General features: G+C 38.3%; 19 protein-coding genes. 16 read left to right on the top strand and 3 right to left on the bottom strand.

Features of this window, described 5'->3' with window-relative positions; all coding sequences use genetic code 11:
- Window positions 1–107: 107 nt before the first annotated feature.
- The 15 genes from BM294_RS13450 (at window position 108) to BM294_RS13380 (ending at window position 18,182) form a co-directional block, all read left to right on the top strand.
- Window positions 108–722 carry an ABC transporter ATP-binding protein gene (locus BM294_RS13450; RefSeq protein WP_091209323.1) on the top strand — a complete coding sequence of 205 codons (615 nt, stop codon included), beginning with the start codon at window positions 108–110 and terminating at the stop codon, window positions 720–722.
- Complete coding sequence (locus BM294_RS13445) at window positions 719–1,927, top strand: ABC transporter permease (RefSeq protein WP_091209321.1); 1,209 nt, start codon at window positions 719–721, stop codon at window positions 1,925–1,927. The genes BM294_RS13450 and BM294_RS13445 overlap by 4 nt, the downstream gene beginning before the upstream one ends.
- Window positions 1,924–3,048, top strand: coding sequence for an ABC transporter permease (locus BM294_RS13440; RefSeq protein WP_091209319.1), 1,125 nt, complete (start codon window positions 1,924–1,926; stop codon window positions 3,046–3,048). Before BM294_RS13445 ends, BM294_RS13440 begins: the two co-directional genes overlap by 4 nt.
- A 115-nt stretch (window positions 3,049–3,163) precedes the next feature.
- Entirely contained in the window at window positions 3,164–3,829 is a 666-nt protein-coding gene (locus BM294_RS13435) for a CPBP family intramembrane glutamic endopeptidase (RefSeq protein WP_091209317.1), read from the top strand.
- 124 nt (window positions 3,830–3,953) lie between these two features.
- Entirely contained in the window at window positions 3,954–4,715 is a 762-nt protein-coding gene (locus BM294_RS13430) for a DUF2238 domain-containing protein (protein WP_091209315.1), read from the top strand.
- 42 nt (window positions 4,716–4,757) lie between these two features.
- Window positions 4,758–5,945 (top strand): hypothetical protein, encoded by a 1,188-nt coding sequence (locus BM294_RS13425; protein WP_091209313.1) that lies wholly within the window; start codon window positions 4,758–4,760, stop codon window positions 5,943–5,945.
- Window positions 5,946–6,597: 652 nt separating this feature from the next.
- Window positions 6,598–6,786, top strand: coding sequence for a MerR family transcriptional regulator (locus tag BM294_RS13420; protein WP_091209311.1), 189 nt, complete (start codon window positions 6,598–6,600; stop codon window positions 6,784–6,786).
- A 63-nt stretch (window positions 6,787–6,849) separates the two neighbouring features.
- The gene (locus BM294_RS13415) at window positions 6,850–8,748 is read left to right on the top strand and encodes a class I SAM-dependent DNA methyltransferase (RefSeq protein ID WP_091209309.1); all 1,899 of its coding nucleotides are present in this window, start codon (window positions 6,850–6,852) and stop codon (window positions 8,746–8,748) included.
- Complete coding sequence (locus tag BM294_RS13410) at window positions 8,745–9,812, top strand: PDDEXK nuclease domain-containing protein (protein WP_091209307.1); 1,068 nt, start codon at window positions 8,745–8,747, stop codon at window positions 9,810–9,812. The genes BM294_RS13415 and BM294_RS13410 overlap by 4 nt, the downstream gene beginning before the upstream one ends.
- Window positions 9,809–11,008 carry a restriction endonuclease subunit S gene (locus BM294_RS13405; protein WP_091209305.1) on the top strand — a complete coding sequence of 400 codons (1,200 nt, stop codon included), beginning with the start codon at window positions 9,809–9,811 and terminating at the stop codon, window positions 11,006–11,008. The genes BM294_RS13410 and BM294_RS13405 overlap by 4 nt, the downstream gene beginning before the upstream one ends.
- 1 nt (window position 11,009) lies before the next feature.
- Complete coding sequence (locus BM294_RS13400) at window positions 11,010–11,276, top strand: hypothetical protein (RefSeq protein ID WP_175494689.1); 267 nt, start codon at window positions 11,010–11,012, stop codon at window positions 11,274–11,276.
- Window positions 11,203–12,360 carry an LPO_1073/Vpar_1526 family protein gene (locus BM294_RS13395; RefSeq protein ID WP_175494688.1) on the top strand — a complete coding sequence of 386 codons (1,158 nt, stop codon included), beginning with the start codon at window positions 11,203–11,205 and terminating at the stop codon, window positions 12,358–12,360. Before BM294_RS13400 ends, BM294_RS13395 begins: the two co-directional genes overlap by 74 nt.
- 11 nt (window positions 12,361–12,371) lie before the next feature.
- Entirely contained in the window at window positions 12,372–15,515 is a 3,144-nt protein-coding gene (locus BM294_RS13390) for a type I restriction endonuclease subunit R (protein ID WP_091209301.1), read from the top strand.
- A 12-nt stretch (window positions 15,516–15,527) separates the two neighbouring features.
- On the top strand, window positions 15,528–17,336 hold the full coding sequence (locus BM294_RS13385) for a GmrSD restriction endonuclease domain-containing protein (protein ID WP_091209300.1): 1,809 nt from the start codon (window positions 15,528–15,530) through the stop codon (window positions 17,334–17,336).
- A 27-nt stretch (window positions 17,337–17,363) separates the two neighbouring features.
- Window positions 17,364–18,182 (top strand): DUF2971 domain-containing protein, encoded by an 819-nt coding sequence (locus BM294_RS13380; protein WP_091209298.1) that lies wholly within the window; start codon window positions 17,364–17,366, stop codon window positions 18,180–18,182.
- A gap of 94 nt (window positions 18,183–18,276) precedes the next feature.
- On the opposite strand, the gene tnpC is transcribed toward BM294_RS13380, so the two are convergent.
- The 3 genes from tnpC to tnpA form a co-directional block, all read right to left on the bottom strand.
- Window positions 18,277–19,956, bottom strand: a complete 1,680-nt coding sequence (tnpC, locus tag BM294_RS13375; RefSeq protein ID WP_091209295.1) for an IS66 family transposase — start codon at window positions 19,954–19,956, stop codon at window positions 18,277–18,279.
- Window positions 19,957–20,084: 128 nt separating this feature from the next.
- Window positions 20,085–20,456, bottom strand: a complete 372-nt coding sequence (gene tnpB, locus BM294_RS13370) for an IS66 family insertion sequence element accessory protein TnpB (protein ID WP_091209293.1) — start codon at window positions 20,454–20,456, stop codon at window positions 20,085–20,087.
- On the bottom strand, window positions 20,450–20,857 hold the full coding sequence (tnpA, locus tag BM294_RS16885; protein ID WP_091209291.1) for an IS66 family insertion sequence element accessory protein TnpA: 408 nt from the start codon (window positions 20,855–20,857) through the stop codon (window positions 20,450–20,452). The genes tnpB and tnpA overlap by 7 nt, the downstream gene beginning before the upstream one ends.
- A 329-nt stretch (window positions 20,858–21,186) precedes the next feature.
- Here tnpA and BM294_RS13360 point away from each other — a divergent pair.
- Window positions 21,187–21,383, top strand: a 197-nt coding sequence (locus BM294_RS13360; protein WP_442950786.1) for a transposase, incomplete at its 3' end; no start/stop codon positions are given.

Below are 21,383 nucleotides of genomic sequence, written 5' to 3'. Positions count from 1 at the left end.
CCTTCGTGAAGCAGTCCGATATCAGATTTTATACTTGATAATGATACGAAGTGGGAACATTGGCACGTGTATATGTCGCGACATCAAACAGATAACAGGTATCATATATGATTGAAGCAAAAGGTCTCGTAAAAAGATATGGCAGGTATACGGCAGTGGATGATGCGTCATTATCCCTCGAAAAAGGAGAGATAATAGCATTACTTGGATCCAATGGAAGCGGTAAGAGCACACTTCTCTCTATGCTTGCCATGGTTCTCAAACCGGATTCCGGGGAAGTGACTGTGGACGGACTCAAAGGCAGACAGGCTAAGGAAAAGGTTGCTTATGTGCCTCAGGAAATCGTTCTTTTTGAGGAGTTGACCGTTATGGAAAATCTATATGCATGGTCATCTCTTAAAGGAAAAGAAAATATAGAACGTGCCGAATATCTTGTTAATGAACTTGAAATGGGGGATTTCAAAAGTAAACGTGTTGACAGACTTTCCGGCGGACAGAGAAGAAGAGTTAATCTGGCGGTTGCGTTGATGGGAAAATATGATTATCTGTTACTGGATGAGCCTCTTGCGGGAATAGATGCTCACGGTGGAGAATGCATCGAACATCTTTTAAGAAAAGAAAAAGACAAGGGATGCGCAATGATCATAACAGAGCATAATCCTACGATTCTTTTACCGCTTACGGATCGTTCATTGAGAATTGAAAGGGGACATATCGAATGAATCCTTTCATGTTCATACTTTATGATATCAAAAGACTGTTCGGTCGTGGAAAAACGGCCTATCTGGCTATGCTTTCACCCATCCCCGTCATTCTGATGTTTGCATTATTTCTGGCTCCTGTGCTTACTCAGGGAAACGGAGTTTTCTTTTCCGGTGCGATTCTGAATGAAGATAACAGCGAAAGCGTTGAGCAGTTGATGAATATAATCGTCAACTATGAGGTTAAGAAGGGAAATGTGGCTGTTTATCCCGTAAAGGAGAAAGAAACGGGAGAACGTATGGTGGACGAGGGAAAAGTTGCCGTGTTTATGTATATCCCTCCCGACACCTATACAGATTCCATGAGCGGGAAAAGAGCGGTTATGGAGTTTTATTATTCACCTTCCCGTGCATTTGATGCCCTGACTTTTTATACAGGAATAAAAAGCAGCTTATCGGTTTTCGGTCAGGGGATACGGCTTGTGAATATCGCTGTAGGCATTGCAGAGAAACTGGGATTAAGTGAGGAAGAGATATTCAGAATCTGGGATGAGGGAGTTATAGATTTACAGAATGTTTTCATTCACAGAGGCAGAGTCATAGGTAAAAACGGTATTTTTCTTTTTGGAGCCGATTATCATTTCAGATTTGCCATTGCGCTTCTTTTTGCCACATGTGCATATATGTCTTCATTTCCCATCATTTACCTCACCAGTCTCGATTTATCGGAAATCTTTAATAAGAGAAGTATTCCGAAGAGAAGGCTTTTTTGGTACTTTATGGCCAGAATTATTTCGGGAGCGATTCTGATACTGTCTTCATTTCTGATAATGTTTCCGGTTGCGCGCCTATTAAGACAGATACAGCTTGATTTTGCCTTGTCTGTTATTCCGGGAATTATACTAACTTCTCTGGTGTTTTCAGCTTTGGGAGTTCTGACAGGTTCAATGTTTAAACGCGGACAGTCTGCGCTTTGGGCCGGACTGTATTTCGGAACTGCATCCATAGCGGGGGTGGCATTTTTATCCGATAAGACAGAGCTTCCGGAAGCAATAGCTTTCCTGATGAGGATTTCTCCATTCAGAGCAAGTGTGAGTATCTTTTCCAATGGTATGTTTAACCTTCTGGTTGAACGTTATGCATTTGATATGTTTGTTTTGTTTTCGGCATTTGTGATTTTCTCTGTTGCCGGATTTGTTCTATACATGAAAAGGAGTGCCCTATGAATTATTATGCATTGCTTAAGGGCAGAGCAAGGGCACTGCTTATGGATTTTTCTTCATTGGCTGTGATCATCATAGCTGTGGCGGTTTCCATATATATTTCAAAATACAGTGGTAACGAAAATGCCAGGGGCATCATCATAGAAATCGTTAACGAAGATAAAGGTATGCTTGGCAGTCGTCTCATAGAGATTCTCTCTTTAGAAGAAACTTTTAAATATAATGTAACAACTTATGACGAAGCTATAAAAGAAGTTGCCGGCAATAAAGCTCAGGGTATAATTGAAATTGTTCCTGATTTTTCGGAAAAAATCGGGAGAGGTGAATATGAATCGCTGGTTCACATTACAGTTATGGCGGATTCATATGATATGACAACATTTACCGAAATGGTGATAAATGATGTCATTAAAGTCTGGTCGGAAAAGCTTGTTGAAAAGAGGATAGGAGAAATTGATGGTGTCGGGCAGGATGATCTTACGGAATTCAGAGAACAGATAAAGGATGTCTGGAACAGAGAGTCTCTCCTCGATGTAGAGAGCGTTATGGGTAAGGAAGAGAAAACAGAAGAGGAAGAAAACTATTTCGGCATACGGTGGTATGCGGTTTTGTCCATGTTTTATCTTTGTATAAGCGGTACATGGATGTGCAATTATTCAAGTACCGGACTTTTGAGAAGAGTTTCAGGGCAAGGAGGTAATATCGCATCACTCTTTATTTTTCAGTCCCTTCCCGGAATTGTTATATCATTTTTGGGATTTATTCCGGTCATTATAACAAGCGGTCACCCTGACCCGGTCAATGTTTTTATTTCTTTTGGAATTTATATATGCTCATCGGCAGCTATAGCCTTGATAATTTGTTGCATATCCGGAAAATTTTCAAATCTTGTTTTAATTTCTCCCGTCAGCACCATGGTTGTTTCACTTTTCTCGGGGCTTCTGTGCGAACTGCCTGATTGGGCAAGGCTATGGGACATAACATCCGTGATCATCCCGGGACACTGGTTGTACAATGCCATATTTGAAAAGAGATTTTTCTTAGGTTCCATACTGGTGCTTGCCGGGTGGTTTATGATTGGGATATGTATATCATGGATTTTCAGTAAAAAGAAAAATCATTAGGGAAATGTTCATTAAAGCGTTTTCCTGGCAGGATTTCAAAGACTAAAACTATCATAATACCACGACTGAGCAGGTGTGAGTTACCTGAAACTGGGGATTATAAAGGAAGACATAATTGGAAAAATTAGAGAACAAGAGCAGATCTGTTTTTGCATTAAGTCTCGTAAGTATTCTTATACTTATTGTTACGAATAAGATCTGCGAAAAGATTCTGCCCGGATATACGATACCGGGAAGTGAGAATTTACTTATCAAAATATTTATGGTCATCATATCCGTGATAGCGGTGATTCTGGTTTTATGCGGTAAACTGTCTTTTTCTTTTTCGTGTTTCAGAATCTCAAAGGACTGTAATTTCAAACGTGAGATGATGGAAGCGGTGACGATAATACTTATATATGCCGCAGTTTTGTTTGGTTACAGACTTTATAAGAATTCAACAGATCCCGTTTTTTCGGCACGACCACTGTTTGCTCTTTATCTGAATATCAATTTCAGGTGGTTTTATCCGTTAAGTGCATTGTGGCAGGAGCTTTTGATAAAGCCGCTGTGGCAGGATAATGTAAAACAGGCCATGGGAGGAAAAAAGTGGAGTACACTGATTTATATCGGATTATTGTTTTGCATCTATCACATGCATTTTCCGTTGTACTATTTATCGGCTGCCGGGGTTCTGTGCATGCTTACAGGAATTCTGTATGAAAGAGATAAGAATATCTGGGGAGTATGGGCGCTTCATTTCTGTTTGGGATTTTTACCGAGAGCCGTGGGGCTGGCCTGAAGTTTCGAAGACTTGAAGGTATGAGTATTTATCAGCATGTCTGCATATGACATTAAACTGAAGGAGCTGTGGGGCAGGATTTAAAGGAATACGAAGGGATTCCGGCTTTATATCAGGGGTGTTTATGGTGGAATATGTAATGTTCATGGAAAAACAAATGAGGAATACATTGTCTCAAAGGCTGAAAAAGAGAAGAGGTAAAACTATATTTCTGCTTTTTATTGAGGCGGTTTTGTCGTTTTTGATTATATATTATCTGACTCTTGGAAATGATACGGGAAATGCATTAAGAGTGGGCATTACTCTGTTTTTGGTCATGATTCCCATAGGAATGGAACTTCTTTTTAATATGACTATCCCATGGACTGTGTATGTTTTTTCTGTGTTCTACACATTGGGACATGCCATGGGTTATTGCTTCGGATTATATATGCGTTTTCCCTGGTGGGATAATATGATGCATTGTACCGAAGGATTTCTGTTTACACTGTTTGGATACTATTATCTGTCCATCGGAGATGAGGGGAGTAAAAAAGCGCGAATCAGAAATATTGTTTTTGCAATTTCCCTTTCGATTTTCATCGCGGTTCTTTGGGAAATAACAGAGTATATGGTTGATAAAGTATGGCTTCTCGATATGCAGAAAGATGTGTTTGTTTCCCGGATAGATTCATATCTTCTTGCGGGAAATACGGGAGCTATAGAATCCATAGAAAATATAGGTGAAGTTACGGTGGGAGGTCAGATTCTACCGGGATATATCGACATCGGACTTATCGATACTATGGATGATCTGATCATGGCTTTGGTTGGTTCAGTAGTATTTTCCGTATATGCACTTATCGATCAGGATAAACATCCGATATTGAAGTTTGGAATTGATTAGTGGGCAAAGTGATAAATCTATCAATGAGGGAGGAAGTCGTAAATGAAAAAGAAATTGATACTTATGGCAGCAGCCTGCATTTTGGCTTTTGGGATGATCGGTTGCGGAAATTCTTCAAATGATCCGGTTCCTGAGATTGAAACAAGCCCGGAAGCAGAATCAACGGTGGAGGAAAGCAAACAGACCATAGAAGAGAGTAAAGAGGATCCTCAGGAGTCTGAGGCGGAATCAAAAGATACTTCGGTGGATGAGGTAGATTATCCGAGGTTACCGCTGCCGGAATATCATTACTATGGAACGGAAGACTGGGCTGAGTATGCAGACAGTGTTTGTCATTTCCTTGTAGAAAACAGTTTTGGAGATGAAGCGGCGGATCTCAATATTTGCGTGCCAATCGTCCTTAAGATGGATGACAGTGATCCAAAGGATGTGAAGCTTTGGGGCGAATACATGATTTATAAGTATCAACTGATGAAGACTTCTCTTATCGAGGAAGGCGGAGGTTCCTTCGGTGGCGTGGCGCATCTTGATACAACAGGCGGTAGTCCTATCGTTAGTGACTTTGATTTCCTTGAGGACGGATCTGGATTTGATGCTTCTCTTGATAAGCTTTTCGGGAAAGAGGGGTTGAAGGATGCATATCTGAAAGCCTGCGATGACCGTGATAAGTATCTTGCTGAGTCATTGGCAAATTATATCAATACAAACGGGTTGTATATCACGCAGTATCAGGAGTTTGGATGGGCGCCTGTTCCTGTTCTGAATGCACCTCCTACAAGAGAGGAAGATCAGATAGTTGATTACGTAGGTAATTTCGCCTATACCACTCAGTTTGATATGAGAAAAATCTGCGCCTTTGAGACGGAAGATACAGATGCCTTCGGTAATGTTGACAGTGATGACTGGAATGAATTCCTGATCGAAATATATAGAAAAGAAGGTTCCGATATGGACAGCGTCATCAAGGATCTCCGTTCTAATCTGATTGATGAAGATGTAAAGCTCGAAAGGACAGAGGATGTGACATTTAAGGATATCGAAGGGTGCACAGTACTTATGAGTGAGGGGCCTTATGAAGATGATGATATGGTCTATGTGAACTACTTTGTTCCGAGAGATGACGGAATCTTTGTTGTAAAAATATGTTCAAATTACAGTACTGATGAGAAAAAGCAGATGGCTACCGATGCGATCATAGAGGACTTTTTGGGAAAGATGGAATTGAAGTAATCAATAGGCGATAAAGAATCAAAAACTAAAAATCCATTTCTTAAATCCGTAGAAGAAAATACCATTAGTATAGTAGAACATTTTAGGAAAAAGGGCATCGAAACAGCCTATGAGATTAATCCGGGTAATCATTTTAAAGATGCGGACTTAAGGATGGCTAAATGTACGAGGCGTATTATGGAGACAGATGTCGAAATTGTGGTATGCGGCCGGTATGCAATGGATGTTCGAGATACGGGAAGTGTGATTGATACAATAAGGCTGGCAAGAGATTGCCAGCCTCACTTTCAGTCATAGCTTATGATAAAAATTCTCTTCGTTTGTCACGGCATGGTATTAACCAATAGCTAGAAATCCTTTATTTTCAAGCATTTGATGGAATAAAGAAATGAATTTACAACTAGTTTACAATTTTTAAAATTGCTACGATACGAATTATAAAAGTGAATATGAAGGGCACTTAACCTTAAGTGGCCTTGGCTATAAATAAACGAACCCGTCCTAGGGTGTCAAAAGCAGAAAAATGATTCTGTTGATTGACACTCTGGGGCGGGTTTTTTATTGATTAGAAACTATGGGTTCGATTGAAACTATTCCTCGCAAGGAATATAATAAAAGAGCCAGTTTTTCGACTTTTTATGGAGGATTTGATATGGAGTATGTATCTACATCGGAAATTGCAAAAATCTGGGATATTTCACGTCGTCGAGTTACGACATTGTGCAGAGAAGGTAGGATTGAAGGCGCAGTTTTTGCTGCCAATACATGGCTCGTGCCTAAAGATGCAAAAAAACCGGAAGATCCAAGAAGAGTCCGTAAAATGGGACAGGATAAAGATTAAAATTGAAAATAGGATGGGACAATTATATGCCCACAGCAAAATATAGAAAGTTAGGATAATGATATGGATAACAGAAGTATAAAAAAACTTGAATCAGACTTATGGGAATCTGCAGACTTACTCCGTGCAGGTTCAAAATTAACATCAAATCAGTATTGCATGCCTGTGCTTGGATTGCTGTTCCTTAGATATGCATATAGCCGATTTAAGATGGTTGAAGAGGAAATATTAAAGACAAGACCCGTTAGAAACGGAAGACAAATGCCTGTTGAAGCTAGCGACTTTGTAGCCAAAAGCGCACTATATCTTCCTAAAGAGGCTCAGTTTAGTTATCTTGTTAATTTGCCTTCAAATGTTTCATCAATGGGATTAGTAAATGTTGATGGACAGCCTATGGCAAGTCTTGGTGAAGTAGTAAACAATGCAATGAATTTGGTTGAGCAGCAGAGTGAGCAACTTACAGGTGTTCTGCCAAAAAGCTATACAGATTTCTCAGATGAGTTGCTTGGAGAGCTTTTAAGAATATTCAATAACAATGCACTAGATGAGGTTGGTGGTGATGTTATTGGACGTATTTATGAGTATTTCCTAAATAAATTCGCTAAGAATATTGCATCTGATGACGGTGTTTTCTTTACACCAAAGTCACTTGTAAAAATGATTGTTAATATTCTTGAACCTAAGCAGGGTGTTCTTCTTGATCCGGCATGTGGTTCAGGTGGGATGTTTGTTCAGACTGGTGATTTTGTAAATGAAGCAGGATTACAGGCTAATTCAAGCATGACTTTTTATGGTCAGGAAAAGGTTAAGTATAATGCCCAGCTTTGCTTGATGAATATGGCTGTGCATGGACTTACGGGCGTGATTAAGTCTGGAGACGAAGCAAACAGTTTTTATCATGATGCACATAACCTAGAAGGACAGTGTAATTATGTCATGGCAAATCCACCGTTTAACGTTGATAAGGTTAAAGCAGAATCAGCTACAAATGCAGGAAGGTTACCATTTGGTGTTCCAAAAGAGAATAAAAAGAAAGAAATCGGAAATGCAAATTATCTATGGATTTCTTATTTCTATGCATATTTGAATGAAACGGGACGTGCCGGCTTTGTTATGGCTTCATCTGCTACAGATAGCCAGGGAAGTGACAAGGATATTAGAGAGAAACTTGTTAAGACCGGACATGTGGATGTCATGATTTCTGTTGGAAATAATTTCTTTTACACGAAGAGTTTGCCTTGCTCATTATGGTTCTATGATAAAGGCAAATCTGATGCTATTAAGGATAAGGTCTTATTTATTGATGCCAGAAATTATTATACAGTTGTCGATCGTACATTAAATGAATGGAGTGAATGGCAGCTTAAGAATCTAAATGCAATTGTATGGCTTTATAGGGGTGAGCCAGAGAAGTATCAGGCATTGCTTGAAGAATATAAAACTACAATTGCTACTTTGGTTTCTGAAACTGGAGAAGCCGGATTAAATGATGTCAATGATGATGTGTTTGGGGAGGGAATAGAGGTTGTAAAAAAGCAACTAAAAGCATTAAAAGAGAACTCTAAAAAAGCAGTCGAGGCTGCAGATAGAAAAGATAAGAAGCGTGTTCAGACAGAATGGGATGAAAAGATAGCAGACATTACAGAAATTGCAAAAATAGTAAAAGAGGCACATTGGCTTTATAGCAAATTTGGTGATGGCGAATATCAGGATATCCCAGGACTTTGTAAGATTGCATATACAACGAGTGATAAGAAAGCAGATGAAAATGATATCAGCATAGAAGATAAAGGCTGGTCATTAACTCCTGGAGCATATGTAGGTGTTGCGCCGGTAGAAGATGATGGGGTGGACTTTGAAGAAAGAATGGCAGAGATTCATCAGGAGTTACTTTCGCTTCAAGCTGAAAGTAATGAATTGATGGATGCCATCTCACAGAATATGAAGGAGATGGGACTATGAAAGATAGACAAGATTTAGAAGTAATCAAATACGAAAAAACAGCTGACATAGTCTCTGATGTAAAAAGTATTATTGATTCTGCTCAAAAGAGAGCTTTTCAATCAGTGAATGCTGTGTTGGTAATGAGAAACTGGTTCCTTGGTAAAAGAATAGTAGAAGAGGAATTAAGTGGTGAACGTACGGACAGATATGGTAAAGAAATCATTGCATCTTTGTCAGATGAATTGACAAAGGAATATGGAAAAGGGTTTGATAAGAGCTCTTTATATAAGTTTGCGAAATTTTATCAGAAGTATCCTCAGATTGTGGACTCAGTGAGTCCACAATCTAAGTTGCTGTCATGGACGCACTACAGAGTCCTGTTACAAGTAGAAGATACAGATGCCAGAGAATGGTATGAAAATGAAGCATACAATCAGGCTTGGAGTGTACGTACATTACAGAGAAATATTTCTACACAGTATTACTATAGAATGTTAAAAACACAAAATCCAATCGCAGTAGAGCAGGAAATGAAGGAGCTTACAAGTCAGTATCAGAATAAACTTGAATTTATAAAAAATCCGGTGATTGCAGAGTTCCTTGGTATGCAGGAAGATACGTCATATCTGGAATCGGATTTAGAACAGTGCATCATTGATAATCTTCAAAAGTTTCTTATGGAACTTGGCAAAGGCTATGCTTTTGTTGCGAGACAGCAGCATATCCATACAGAAAAAGAAGATTATTATATTGACTTAGTATTCTATAACTATATCCTGAAGTGTTTTGTGTTGATTGATTTGAAAACTAAGAAAATCACACATCAGGACGTAGGACAGATGGATATGTACATCCGTATGTATGATGAATTGAAGAAATCAGAAGATGATAATCCAACTCTTGGTATCGTTTTATGTTCTGATACAGATGAAGATATCGCAAGATATTCGGTTCTTCATGATAATGAACAGCTTTTTGCATCAAAATACAAGCTATATCTTCCATCAGAAGAAGAATTGAAAGCGGAAATAGAAGCACAGAAGGAGATGTTCTATCTCCAGAAGAAGGAGATGGAAGAATGAGTTGGGAATATAAAACACTAGATGAACTTGGTACAATATCAAGAGGAAAATCAAAACACAGGCCAAGGAATGATGCATCGTTGTTTGGTGGAAAATATCCTTTTGTTCAAACTGCTGATGTTAAAGCTGCTAATCTATATTTGACAGAGTATGAAAGTACATATAATGATAAGGGATTATCACAAAGTAAGCTATGGGAAGTGGGAACTTTATGTATAACCATAGCTGCCAATATTGCGGACACAGCAATATTAGGAATAGACGCTTGCTTTCCAGACAGTATTATGGGGTTTCAGCCATATGAGGGTATATCGAATGTTAAATTTATCAAATACTCTTTTGACATGTTACAGAAGGATTGTAAGCAGATCTCGCAGGGGGCAGCACAAGATAATCTGTCATGGAACAAACTATCAACAATAAAGTTTCCTGCACCTGATATAGCAATTCAAAATAAAATTGCGGATATGCTATCAGTATATGATGATCTCATTGAAAACAACCAAAAACAAATCAAACTATTAGAAGAGGCTGCACAGCGACTTTACAAGGAATGGTTTGTTGATATGAGATTTCCTGGGTATAAGGATTGTAAAATTGTTGATGGTGTTCCGGAAGGATGGGAAAGAAAAAAGATCTCTGATTTAGGAGAAATTGTAACGGGAAAAACGCCGTCCACATCGAAGGAGCAGTATTATGGAGGAGATATACCTTTTGTAAAAATACCAGATATGCATGGTTGTGTTTATCCGATAGCCACAGAATCAACACTAACAAAAGAAGGTGCCGATACCCAAAAGAATAAATTTATTCCTAAGAATGGAATAATGGTTTCCTGTATTGCAACAGTTGGTCTCGTGAATATAGCTGTTGAACCATGTCAGACGAACCAGCAGATAAATAGTATCATTTTGAGTAATGAGGATGATGTATATTATGTATATTCTACTATGAGAAGGTTGAAAACTATGTTAGATGGTGTTGGAAGTAATGGTGCTACTATGACAAATGTTAATAAGACAAAATTTGGAAATATAAAAATATTTTATCCGGATGAGCAGTTGAGAAAAGCATATTACGTTTTTTGTAAGCCTATTTTTGAGAAAATATTTGCTCTTAGTATGAGTAATAACAAGTTGGCTGGTGTTCGTGATAGACTTCTTCCAAAGCTTATGAACGGAGAAATAGAGGTGTGATATGTGGTATGAATGGTTTTTTCAAGGAATTGGTACTGAGATTGTAATGCTAATTGTGGGTATTATATTTGGCGGCTTTGTTGGTTATAAGATAGGTATAAAGAAGAATGGATTGCAAAAGCAGATTGCAAAAGATAAAGCAAAACAGGAACAAGAACTCGAAATAGATAACAATATTGAAGGGGATGGTATAAATGGGAATCTTAGACAGGTTCAAAAAGCTGGTTCAAAGGCTGAACAGTCACAAGTTGGAAAAATCAGAAGATAATACTTTTCAGCGACAGGTTGCAGGAAAAGACTCTATGCAGACTCAGGTTGGTACAATGATTATAAATCAAGGAATCAGCGAAGAGAGGGTAAGAAGTGTTTTTGCTGAAATGATTCCTCAAGCGTTAGACCAATATACGAAAGAAGCATATGCTGTTTCGAATTCGAGACTAGAAAAACTGGAAATGGCAGTTATTCCTAGAGTAATGCAAGTTGAAGCGGCAGTAAATGCGTTTGGTGATCCGGCATTTCAGATTTTGCTTAGGAAAGCCCAACAAACGGCTGCTGCGACTGAAAGACAAGATGATTATGAGTTGTTATCAGAACTACTTATGTGCCATGTTCAAAAAGGAGCAGATCGAAAAAATCGCGTAGGAATTGCAAAAGCAGTTGAAATCGTTGATGATATTGATAATGATGCACTTTGCGGTTTGACAGTAGCTCATGCAATTAATAGGTATTCTCCAGTTAGCGGAAATATAAATGAAGGATTAAATGTGCTTGAAGGATTATTTTCAAAGTTATTATATATAAATCTTCCAAGTGATAGAGACTGGATTGATCATTTAGATGTTCTTGGAGCAGTTAGAATGACTTCATTTAGTACTTTCAAGAAATTTAGAGATTATTATTGTGAGAAATTAAATGGATATGCGTGTCTTGGAATAAAAATAGATTCTGAGGAGTATAAGCAAGCAATTGAATTAATCACAAAGGTTGGATTATCTACTAATATTTTAGTTAGAAATGAATTTATCGATGGATTTGTTAGGTTGGAGATAGTTACAAAAGATTCTATAAAAAATCTATTTATATCAAACGACATCACCTCGGATTTGAGACCTTTAACTGAAACTGAGACAAAAGCATTAGAGGAAGTTTGGAAATTGTATTCTAAAGATGAAATGATGCTAAATAACGTAAAAGATGAGTTTATTAAGAAATGGGATTCGTTTGAATCGCTTAAAAAGATTAGAAATTGGTGGGAAGGAATACCTTGTTCATTTGAAATCACAAGAGTGGGAACTGTTTTAGCACACACAAATGCTAAAAGATGCGATCCAACTTTGCCAGATTTGTTATAGGAGGAATGACGTTGAGCTACGATTATTCTGAAAATATATTAGTACAAGAAAGTGCCGGACATCTGCTAGAAGAAGAGTTAGGGTGGCAGGTAGAGATGGCATATAACCAAGAAGTCCTTGGAAAGAATGGAACTTTTGGAAGAAGTTCTTACAAGGATATCCTTTTAGTGCGATATTTTCAGAAGGCACTTCGTACGCTCAATCCGTGGATTACAGATGCACAGGTAATAGAAGCTCAGAACACTTTTGAAAAACATCTATCAACTTCATCTTTAATGCAGATAAACGAAGAAAAGTATTCCCTTATTCGAGATGGTATTCCGGTTACGGAAAAGAAACCAAATGGGCAGACGGAAGAAAAGAGAGCCATGGTTATTGACTTCCAGCATCCGGATGATATGGAACGAAATCATTTTCTGGCAGTAAAGGAAATGAAAATTCATGGTGATTTGTACCGTCGTAGAACAGACATTGTAGGCTTTGTTAATGGTATCCCGCTATTATTTGTGGAACTTAAGAAGAATTCCGTAGATGTTCAGAATGCATATACTGACAACTACACAGATTATTTGGATACAATTCCGCATCTGTTCTATTACAACGCTTTTTTGATGCTTTCTAATGGAGTGGAAGCAAAGATAGGTACTCTTGGAAGTAAATATGAGTTTTTCCATGAATGGAAGAGATTAAATGAGAGCGACGAAGGAAACGTGGTTCTTGAAACTATGCTTAGAGGTATATGTAAGAAGGACAATTTCCTTGATTTGTTGGAGAATTTTATCCTCTATGATCATTCTGGTGGAAAGACTATTAAGATTCTTGCAAGGAATCATCAGTATTTGGGTGTTAATGAAGCTATAAAGGCTTATGAAGCACGTAAGCTTAATGATGGTAAACTGGGCGTTTTTTGGCATACTCAGGGCTCGGGAAAGAGTTATTCGATGCTTTTCTTATCGCAGAAAATACGTAGGAAGTTTACCGGTTCCCCTACGATAGTTGTTTTAACAGATCGAGAAGAATTAAATACACAGATTAGTGATACTTTTGAGAATTGTGGCCTTTTAGGGAAAACAAAGGCATCGCAGTTTACTGCAACAAGTGGAGATGACTTAGTACAAAAACTAAAAGGGAATCCAAGTTTTATTTTCACTCTTATTCAGAAGTTTAATAAAAAGCCTACAGAACCTGTATATCCTGACCATGACATTATAATCATGTCTGATGAGGCGCATAGAAGTCAGTATGGTATATTTGCGGATAATATGGTTGGGTTACTACCTACAGCTTCAAGAATTGGATTTACAGGTACACCATTGTTATCAAGTGACAATATTACTGAGCGTACATTTGGTGGTTATATTTCGATCTATGACTTTAAGCGTGCTGTAGAAGATAAGGCAACAGTTCCTTTATATTATGAAAATCGCGGTGAGAAGATTCTTGATATCCATAATCCTGAGATTACGGATGAAATACTGGATGCGATTGAAGCTGCCGATTTAGATGCAGAACAGCAGGAAAAATTAGAACATGAATTTGAGAAAGAAATTCATCTTTTAACTGCGGAGCCACGACTTCGTTCGGTTGCAAAGGATTTTGTACAGCATTATACAGACCTTTGGACGAGCGGAAAAGCGATGTTTGTATGCCTTAATAAAGTTACATGTGTACGTATGTATAATTTCGTTCAGGAATACTGGAAAGATGAAATTGAAAGATTAGAGGAAGAAAGAAGAACTGCATCTCAGCAAGAAGTGCTTGAATTAGATCGAAAGATTAAGTGGATGAAAGAAACCGAGATGGCGGTTGTGATTTCACAGGAACAAAACGAAATCCAGACATTCAAAAAATGGGATTTAGATATTAAGGTTCACAGAGCAAAGATGGAAAAGCGTGAGTTGGATAAGGAATTTAAAGATTCCGATAATCCATTACGCGTGGTCTTCGTTTGCGCAATGTGGCTTACCGGCTTTGATGTAAAGTGTTTGTCTTGCTTGTATTTGGATAAGCCACTAAAAGCACATACCTTGATGCAGACTATAGCTCGTGCTAATCGTGTGAATGAAGGAAAAAGCAATGGCTTGATAATAGATTATATTGGTATTGTTAAAGCGTTAAGAAAAGCTCTTGCGGATTATACTGCAAATATAGGTGGAAGAAACACTGATCCTACAGTAGACAAAGCGGAACTTATTACACGAGTGCTTGAAGTGATATCTTCTGCTGAAGAGTTTTTAGAAGAAAAAGATTTCGAGTTAAATGATTTGATATATGCTAAAGACTTTACAAAGCTTGGTATGTTACAAACGGCGGCAAATGCTGTATCTGACAGTAAGGAGTCAGCAAAACGTTTTGCGACCTACGCGACTGAACTTACACGTATGATGAAGTATTTGGATAGAGATGATATATCACAAGCTGATCGTGAACGCAAGGATGCGATAATTGCTATATTTGATGAACTTAAGAAAAAGAAAAAGCATGTAGATACCGTTGATTTGATGGTTCAGATTAATGGGATTTTAAGTGATTATATTGAAATTGATACTCATACAGTGGAAGATAAACAGGCAAAACGTTTTGATATATCGAAGATTGACTTTGATTTGTTACGTAGAGAGTTTGCGAAAGTTAAACAAAAGAATCTTGTCTTAAAAGATTTGGATGAGCTTATTCAAATTCGAATAGATGTAATGCTGAAAGAAAATCCTTCACGTGTAGATTATTATGAAAGATATCAAAAGATTATCGAAGAGTATAATCAGGAGCAGGACAGAGCAAATATCGAAAAGACTTTCATGGACTTAATGGATTTGGCAAATTCCATGAACGAAGAGGAGCAACGTTATGTTCGTGAGGGATTTTCAAGTGACGAAGAACTGTCTTTGTATGATTTGTTGTTTAATGAGAATCTTTCAAAGGAAGACATCAAAGCTATTAAAAAGGTAGCTGTAGATTTACTTGAGAAGATTAAAGGCAGAATTGCAGAATTGGATCACTGGACGGATAAGCAAGAAACAAAAGCAGAGATTGATAATCTTATAAGAGATACTCTTTGGATGGAACTTCCGGAGTGTTATGATGAAATACGTATATCTGAATATAGGCAGAAGATATATGAGTATGTTTATATGAGGTATAAAGAAGTGGCATAAGGGGAAAATAAAATGGCAAAGTATGACGTGAATAATATTGCGGTAAGTTCATTGTTGGCAAGTATTAAAAATGGTGAAATAGCAATCCCGGAGATACAAAGACCGTTTGTATGGGACAGCACAAAAGTAAGAGATCTTATTGATTCTTTGTACCAGAATTATCCAGTTGGATATATTATTGTTTGGCAGAATCCAGATGTAAAGCTTAAAGATGGCACAATGTCGATAGGAAAGAAGGTTCTTATTGATGGACAGCAAAGAATTACAGCTTTAACGGCTGCTATTGTAGGGCAGGAAGTTGTGGATTCTGATTATAAAAAGAAACGCATTAAGATTGCGTTTAATCCTCTTGAAGAGAAGTTTGATGTTGCTACACCAGCGACAACTAATGATGTAAAGTACATAAGTGATATATCAGAGATATTTAACCCATCATTTGATGTTTTCAGCTTTGTAATGGAATACTGCGATAAAAATGGACTTGCTGCAAATGAAGATAAATCTAAAGTATCAAGGATAATTACGAATCTTAAAAGCATAGAAAATAATAATCTTGGAGTAATTAATCTTTCTCATGAATTAGATATTGAACAAGTTACAGATATCTTCATTCGAATAAATTCAAAAGGAGTTGTTTTATCTCAGGCTGATTTTGCTATGAGTAAGATTTCAAGTAATGAGATTTATGGCGGAAACATAACAAGAAAAATTATTGATTATTTTTGTCATTTTATGCAATCTCCGGCTGATTATGAACTTATTAAGAACAATGATATGGAGTTTGCTGAAAAACCTGAATTTGATAAAATTAAATGGGTAGTTAAAGAAAATGAGGATATATATGTTCCTGATTATACGGATGTACTTCGAGTGGCTTTTACCTATAAATTTGTAAGAGGCCGTCTGTCTGATTTAGTTGCATTATTATCAGGGCGTGATTTTGAAACTCGTGAATATAAGGATGAAATAGCGGAAGCATCGTTTAAAGATTTGCATGATGCTGTCCTTTCGGTGGTAAACGAGACGAATTTCAAGCGTTACTTGATGATTCTAAAATCAATTGGAATTGAAAAGGCATCACTTGTAAGATCACAGAATGTACTTAACTTTGGATACACGTTATTTATTGGATTAAGAAACCGTGGAATAGATTCAAATATTATTGAAAAAACTGTACGCAGATGGGTTGTTGCGACAATGCTTACCGGAAGATATTCTGGATCTCCGGAATCGTCGTTTGATTATGATATTAAGCGATTTATGTCTTATGAGAATCCGATTGAGTATTTGGAACAATTTGAGGCAGGGGCTTTATCGGATGCGTTTTGGAATCATGCTCTGGTAGACCATCTTAATACATCGGTGGCTAGTAGCCCGTATTATAATGTATTCCTCATGGCTCAAGTTAATGCGCATGATAAGGGATTCTTATCTGAACAAATTGAAATAAAAACAATGCTTGAAGAGCGTGGAGATATTCATCACTTGTTCCCGAAGAAGTACTTGATGAAAAATGGTGTTACAAATAAAAGTATGTATAACCAGATAGCTAATTATACATATTTGCAAACTGAGATAAATATTAAAATCAGTGATGATGCTCCAAAGAAATATATGTCTGTGGTAATGAATCAACTTGAAACCGGAAAGGGTATTTATGGAGGGATTACAGACAAAGAGGAATTGAAGAAGAATCTTGAAATGAATTGTATTCCGGAAGGGTTTGAGAATATGACAGTAGATGACTATCTTCAATTTTTAGAGCAAAGAAGAAAGCTAATGGCAAAGAAGATAAAAACATATTATGAATCACTTAAATAAAAGAAATAATTGGAGATAGATGGAAAAATGACAAGCGAAAAGTGGAAGGGTGATTATATTGGATGCTTACACGATGGAAAGTTGTCTGAAGCAAATAAAATAAAAAGAGACAATATTCCGAAAAAGCTATATCGATTTGAAAGAGTTGCTGATAATAGAATAAAAACATTAAGGAATAATCAATTATATGTATCTCATATAAAAGGATTTGATGATCCATACGATGCAAAAGGCTACTACTGGAACCGAGATGAGTTACTGAAAACGTTTGATTTAAAGCAATATGATGTAACTGTAGATAAATATCTTGATGAAATTGAAAAACAAATTCTTTTTTGGTTTGAAAATTGTTTTGTTGGTTGTTTTACAGAAGATATAAATAATTTTCCGATGTGGTATTATTATGCAGATAAATACCAAGGCTTTTGTGTAGAATATGATTTTTCTAATCTTACAGAAGATGATGAGTTTCAACAGGCTCTAAAGCCTGTGGTTTACTTGGAAAGAAAATTTGATTTAACTAATACTATAAAAACAGTATTTAAACCTGAAAATATTATAGCTGATAAGACGAATGCCTTTTATTGGTTACATTGTATTGGAAATATTATAAAAGATGAATCATGGGAATTTGAAAGGGAATGGAGATATATTACATTTGATGATGATTTTATGCTATCAGGAAAGAATGTTAAGATTCCTGTAAAGCCTTCGCATATCTACTGTGGAAATAAAATGAATAGTAATGACTTTGATGAAATGAGAAAAATATCAAATGAATTAGGTTGTGGATGTTCAAAGATTTCAATTGGAGATAATTTTGTTAAAGAATTTGTTGTTTTATAATCATTAATAACAGTAATTGTTAACTTCTGGTCCGCTGGACCAGAAGTTTCTTTTTATGAACTGTAAGCGCCAAGTGATAGCGCGTGTACTCTAACTAGACGAAGAGTGCCGGGTTGCCCGATTCATCTTCGACCGTTGGTTTTTTGTTTATGGCACAAAGCTTCTTCATTTTATCTGACCATGGCATCAGTTCCTCAATGCCCTCGGGCTCATTGATGTAGTCCGGCATGTAAAGAAGTACCGTTTGCAGATACTTGAAGACGCTTATGTTGTTTAACTTCGCTGTCTGCGCAAGGCTATATATAATGGAGCTTGCTTCAGCACCATCAGGCGTATCGTGGAAATAGAAGTTTTTCCTTCCCACTGCGTATGGTCTTGCACCACAGCTTTCTGTGAAATTGTTTGAAACCGGAACACCGCCATCCAGGAAATAATTCTCCATGTATGGTTTCTGGTTTCGGGCATAGGTCAGCGCTTTCCCCAACTGGCTCCCTGAGCTGGCTGAGATGTTATCCAATGCAGTCCAGATCATTTTCCAGATCTCGCGCTCCTTGGATTTTTCACGCTGTATTTTTCGCTCTGCCGGTGTCAGTTCGATGAATCCTCGCTCGATCTCAAAGATCTTGTCACAGAGATTCACGATCAGGGCTGCAGGAGATTTGGACTTGCCTGCTTTCCTGTCGGCTGCCGGCAATGCCTCATAGAACTTTCGACGGAAATGCGCCAGGCATCCACAACGTACAGTTCCTTTGGGCAGTTTATTGTAGCCCTGGTATCCGTCAGCTATGACGTACTTCCCTTTGTACTCTTTATAAAAGTTCTCAGGGACAGAACCTGATCTCGACGGATTGTACTCATAGAGCATAATCGGCGGAAGCCCATCCAGGTTTGTGGAACAATGAATCCACATGTAAGACTTCTGCTGGGCTGTCCTGCCATCTTCTTTGAGTACCTGGCAGGGTGTTTCATCACCCGCCGTACAATTCCTTTCAAGGAGGTGACCTGCCATTACCTGATAAACAGGTTTAAAGTACTTAAGACCACAATAAATGCACCAGTTTGCCAGGGTTGTGCGGCTGATCTTTACTCCCATCTGTAACAGGGCTTTTTCCTGACGGTACAGTGGCATGGAGTTGATGTACTTCTCATACATGACGTAAGCAACTGTAGTCGGAGACGCAAAGCTCTTGGGTATCAGAACGGATGGGATCTCGGCTTCTACGAAATATGCCTCGCCAAATCTTTCGGCACATTTCCTGCAGGCTACCTTTTCCTGATAGATAACGACCTTTCGTACCTGGGCCGGGATGATCTCCAGTTCGGTACGAACATAGTCCCAGCCTATGCGTTCCATTTCGGCACCGCAGTCCGGGCAGATCCTGTCTTCGGGAGCCACAGAACATCTGAGTTCCCTTGAAGGAAGAGAATCAAACATTTCTTCGTAGGTTGACTTCTTTTTTTTATCGTCTGCCTTTTTACGAAGATAGCCTTCAACGACCTGCTCGATCGGAAGTTCTTCTGCAGACGGGTCAGATGCAAACTCGGCCTCGTTGAAAAGATCCATCAGAGTCATCTGGTTCGGATCATCGAATCCGACATGCTTTTTCTCTGACCTTGAAGCAAAGATCATGCGCTTGAATTCTTCGATGGTCTCCTTTGCATCAGCGAGTTCCTGACGAAGTTCAGCCACTTCAGCCTCTTTGGAATTGACCTCATTAATCAGGTATTCGATTTTTTCTTCTGAGTTCTTTTCTGAGAGATCTGCCTTTGACATAGCCTAAATCCGTCCTTTCAAAACTGGTATAATTATACCGCTGAAAGCACGTTTTTCCTAGGTTCTAGGGCTTCTGCCGGAGGACAGCTTTGTGCAATTTCGGAAAGTTTGTGCAACCTGACTATAGCTCAGAAGTCTCGTTTTTCTGTCGTGGGTTTTATTGCTTTTGGCTGATCGATCGACAGACCTTCGAGCAGCCAGCGGAACTCCTGCCTGGTCAGATTTCTGACCTCGGATGCATGCCTTGGCCACTGAAAACGGAATGCTTCACCGTAGGTTCTTTCGAGCCTTTTGTATAACAAGCAGAACCCGTCTTTTTCGTAGTGCAAGGCCTTGATGCGGTCGGCACGTCTTCCGCAGAACAGGAATACGGCGTTACTGTACGGATCAAGGTTATACGCATCGCGGACTATAGCCATGAGACCATCTATGCTCTTCCTCATGTCGGTGTACCCAGTGACAAGATAAATCTTGTTTGCGCTGGAGATATCGCCTAGCATGAGCTGTTCAGCATCCTTATTACCGAACCAATGAGCCTTGGATCTGCATTGTTTGATAGTTCGAGGGTGCTGCCTCCTATGGTGATCCGCATTGTTGTCTCAAGAGGACCAGACATACTGTCGCAGACAACTCCTGGGACCGGTTGTATCTGATCTGTCTTTGTTAACGGCAGATCGGAAAGATTTATTGGAACGACTTCCTGCTTTTGCCTGTCCTGAGTTACTACTCCGGCAGGGATATCACAGGATAGCCGGCGCAATCTTTTGATTGCTCTATAAAATGTACTTGGTGGGATTGTGTTTATGCGACAATACTCATAATCACTCAACCCGCTATTACGTGCATCGAGGATGATCTGGCGCCACTCCTCGTTAGTGCGTTTCTTCGCTCTCGTATTCATAGTTGTGTTACTATTTCTCCTTCTCTAGTAGAGTAAAATAGTCTACTTCTATGAACCGGTAGTGTAGTAAAATGATCTACTATTGTGAATACCTTAGAAAGACATGAGACTATAGTACTCAATATGTCCTTCTATTATTCCACTAATAGCCGGCGGATGAAATCCGCCCTATCACTTGGCGCTTACTATGAACTAGTCAACAAAAAGTAGACACAAGTTACAAAAACTATACACAAGTAAGACTGTAATTTATTCTGTGTAAACCTAAAGAAGGATATAATCCTCTTGGATTGATGTTAGAATTAATATTAATCCAGGAGGATATTTTTATGTCACGTAGAAGAAAAATGGATCCCGAAAGAAAAGCTTTCATCACAAGTCTGCTTGAGCACTATCAGCCTAAGGATGCTCAGGACATACAGGATATGCTCAAAGACCTTTTAGGCGATACTCTTCAGGGGATGCTTGAAGCTGAGATGGACGACCATCTTGGATATTCTAAGTATGATTATAAAAATAAGGAAAC

Origin of the sequence: Oribacterium sp. WCC10 (assembly GCF_900113415.1) — a bacterium.
In the GTDB taxonomy this organism is placed as follows: Bacteria; Bacillota; Clostridia; order Lachnospirales; family Lachnospiraceae; genus Oribacterium.
The sequence above is the reverse complement of the archived record's forward strand: the minus strand, read 5'-3'. Positions and strand labels throughout refer to the sequence as shown.

Bases quoted from the DNA above. Each gene is read 5' to 3' on its own strand.
- tnpC (WP_091209295.1), bottom strand. From the start codon at position 19,956: ATGTCAAAGGCAGATCTCTCAGAAAAGAACTCAGAAGAAAAAATCGAA.
- tnpB (WP_091209293.1), bottom strand. From the start codon at position 20,456: ATGCTAGGCGATATCTCCAGCGCAAACAAGATTTATCTTGTCACTGGG.
- BM294_RS13440 (WP_091209319.1), top strand. From the start codon at position 1,924: ATGAATTATTATGCATTGCTTAAGGGCAGAGCAAGGGCACTGCTTATG.
- BM294_RS13430 (WP_091209315.1), top strand. From the start codon at position 3,954: ATGGTGGAATATGTAATGTTCATGGAAAAACAAATGAGGAATACATTG.
- BM294_RS13445 (WP_091209321.1), top strand. From the start codon at position 719: ATGAATCCTTTCATGTTCATACTTTATGATATCAAAAGACTGTTCGGT.
- tnpA (WP_091209291.1), bottom strand. From the start codon at position 20,857: ATGAATACGAGAGCGAAGAAACGCACTAACGAGGAGTGGCGCCAGATC.
- BM294_RS13400 (WP_175494689.1), top strand. From the start codon at position 11,010: ATGTGGTATGAATGGTTTTTTCAAGGAATTGGTACTGAGATTGTAATG.
- BM294_RS13385 (WP_091209300.1), top strand. From the start codon at position 15,528: ATGGCAAAGTATGACGTGAATAATATTGCGGTAAGTTCATTGTTGGCA.
- BM294_RS13405 (WP_091209305.1), top strand. From the start codon at position 9,809: ATGAGTTGGGAATATAAAACACTAGATGAACTTGGTACAATATCAAGA.
- BM294_RS13425 (WP_091209313.1), top strand. From the start codon at position 4,758: ATGAAAAAGAAATTGATACTTATGGCAGCAGCCTGCATTTTGGCTTTT.
- BM294_RS13415 (WP_091209309.1), top strand. From the start codon at position 6,850: ATGGATAACAGAAGTATAAAAAAACTTGAATCAGACTTATGGGAATCT.
- BM294_RS13450 (WP_091209323.1), top strand. From the start codon at position 108: ATGATTGAAGCAAAAGGTCTCGTAAAAAGATATGGCAGGTATACGGCA.
- BM294_RS13410 (WP_091209307.1), top strand. From the start codon at position 8,745: ATGAAAGATAGACAAGATTTAGAAGTAATCAAATACGAAAAAACAGCT.
- BM294_RS13380 (WP_091209298.1), top strand. From the start codon at position 17,364: ATGACAAGCGAAAAGTGGAAGGGTGATTATATTGGATGCTTACACGAT.
- BM294_RS13395 (WP_175494688.1), top strand. From the start codon at position 11,203: ATGGGAATCTTAGACAGGTTCAAAAAGCTGGTTCAAAGGCTGAACAGT.
- BM294_RS13420 (WP_091209311.1), top strand. From the start codon at position 6,598: ATGGAGTATGTATCTACATCGGAAATTGCAAAAATCTGGGATATTTCA.